The organism is Kineococcus indalonis (genome assembly GCF_009906395.1).
In the GTDB taxonomy this organism is placed as follows: domain Bacteria; phylum Actinomycetota; class Actinomycetes; order Actinomycetales; family Kineococcaceae; genus Kineococcus; species Kineococcus indalonis.
On the sequence record NZ_JAAALM010000606.1, the window covers coordinates 1 to 2,172 of the forward strand.

At 76.1% G+C, this 2,172-nt stretch carries 2 protein-coding genes; one reads left to right on the plus strand and one right to left on the minus strand.

The window, feature by feature from the left end; genetic code table 11:
• A partial coding sequence (locus tag GTR00_RS19425; protein WP_205706225.1) for a M14 family zinc carboxypeptidase occupies positions 1-1,276 on the plus strand: 1,276 nt, incomplete at its 5' end.
• Between the two features lie 42 nt (positions 1,277-1,318).
• Here the strand turns inward: GTR00_RS19425 and GTR00_RS19430 are convergent.
• Positions 1,319-2,062 carry a MerR family transcriptional regulator gene (locus tag GTR00_RS19430; protein ID WP_166613202.1) on the minus strand — a complete coding sequence of 248 codons (744 nt, stop codon included), beginning with the start codon at positions 2,060-2,062 and terminating at the stop codon, positions 1,319-1,321.
• Positions 2,063-2,172 lie beyond the last annotated feature (110 nt).

A 2,172-nucleotide genomic window follows, 5' to 3' on the forward strand; every position in this document is an offset into this window, starting at 1 on the left:
CTGCTGCTCCAAGGGGTCGGTACCTGTGGGACGGCTGTGGCGCCGCCATGCGATCACCGATGACCCCGCGCGCACCGGCTTCGAGCTCTCCGGCGGCGCCGCCTGGACCACGCTGGAGCAGGAGCAGCAGTTCCTGCAGGCGCTGGACGCCACCAGCGAGCGCCTGAGCGTCACCGAGGCGGGCCGCACCGCGCAGGGCCGCCCGCTGCAGGTGGTGGCGGTCGGGGCGAGCGCCCCCGCCGACGCCGCGGCGGTCGCCCGCGGCAGCTCCGTGCTGTTCACCTGCACCCAGCACGGCGACGAGCCCAGCGGCCGCGAGGCGTGCCTGTCGCTGGCGCGCGACCTGGCCACCACCACCGACGCGGCGACGCTGGAGCTGCTGCGCCGCACCACCGTGCTGTTCGTGCCGACCGTGAACCCCGACGGGGTGGCGGCGAACACCCGGCAGAACTCCCAGGGCGTCGACGTCAACCGCGACCACCTGCTGCTGCGCACCGCCGAGGCGCAGCTGATCGCGCGCCTGCAGCGCGACCTGCGCCCCGACGTGGTGCACGACCTGCACGAGTACGGCCCCACCCCGGGCACCTACGACCGCGACCTCATCGCGCTGTGGCCGCGCAACCGCAACCTCGACGTGCGCGTGCACGACCTGTCGCGCGAGCTCACCGAGCAGGAGGTCCTGCCGGCGGTGGAGGCCGGCGGGAACTCCACGGGGATCTACGGCTACTACTACGACGCCGCCGGCGACGTCGTCGCCCAGCAGGCCGGTGACGGGCAGGAGCGCATCCTGCGCAACACCGCGGGGCTGCGGCACTCCCTGGGCATCCTCGTCGAGGCCAGCAACGCCCCGGCGGACGCGCTGGAGGAGGCCAACCCCGCCCTGCTGAACCGGCGGCGGGTGGACACCCAGGTCACCGCCGCGCGCGCGACGCTGGGCACGGTCGCCGAGCAGCGCGCGCAGATCGCCGACGCCACGGCGGCCTCCGCGATCCGCAGCGCCCTGGAGCGCGGCCCGGTCTCCTTCGCCGGCGCCGACAACGCCCTGCCCTCCCCGGACCAGGTGGACCTGGACCCGCCGTGCGGGTACCGCCTGAGCGCGCAGCAGGCCGCCGACGCGGCGGGCACCCTGGCGCTGCAGGGCATCCGCACCGAGATCCAGCCCGACGGGTCGGTGCTCGTCCCGGCCGCGCAGGAGGCGCGCGACCTGGTGCACCTGCTGCTCGACGAGCGCGCCCAGGAGGAGCTGACCGCCGGCGAGCCGGTCGACTGCGCCTGAGAGACCCCGCTCCCCGGCCGCCGCGCGGCGGCCGGGGAGCGCTCAGGCCAGCTCCCGCTCGGCGAACAGCGCCGCCGCGTCGCTCAGCAGCTGCGCCGTGCCCGGCCCGTACGCCTCGTACGTGGCGCGGAAGCGCTCGTCCTCGACGTACGTGGCCGTCAGGACCCGGTACTGCTCGGCGCCGGGGGTCCAGAACAGCGAGACCCACGCGTGGTGCCGGCGCACCAGCTCCTGCACGTCCTCGTCGCCGGGCGCGGCCCCGCGCGCGGCCGCGGCGGCGAGACCGCGCCCGATCGCGTCGGCCTCCGCGCCGTGCGCGGCGCGCCCGTCCTCACCCAGCCCGCGCCAGGTCCGCTGCGCGTCGTCGTGCGCCTCGCGCCCCCAGCGCTGCACCACCTCCTCCTCGTAGCGGCTCGCGTCGAAACCCTCGAAGCTCGTCGTCACGTCCAGCTCCTCCCCCTGCTCGGTCCTGCGGACGGTCTCGCGCACCGAGGCCGCCAGCCGGTCCAGCCGCGCGGCCTCCTGCTCGAGGAGCTCGGCGTGGGCGCGCAGCGCCTGCACCGCGTCGGTGCGCTCGTCGAGCACCCCGGCGATCGCCGCCAGCCCCAGGCCCAGCTCCCGCAGCAGCAGGATCCGCTGGTACCGGCGCAGGGCGGCGTCGTCGTAGTAGCGGTAGCCGTTGGCGCCGACGCGGCTGGGCGCCAGCAGGCCGATGTCGGCGTAGTGCCGCAGCGTCCTGCTCGTCGTCCCCGTCGCCCGCGCGACCTGGTGGATCGTCCACTCCACGGCTGACCTCCCGAACCCCTCGCGCAGGACGCTAGGAGTTGACGCAGCGGCAGGGTCAAGCCGTTCCGCGAGCCGGCGGCCGTAACCTCCCGGCGTGGACACCCCCGCGC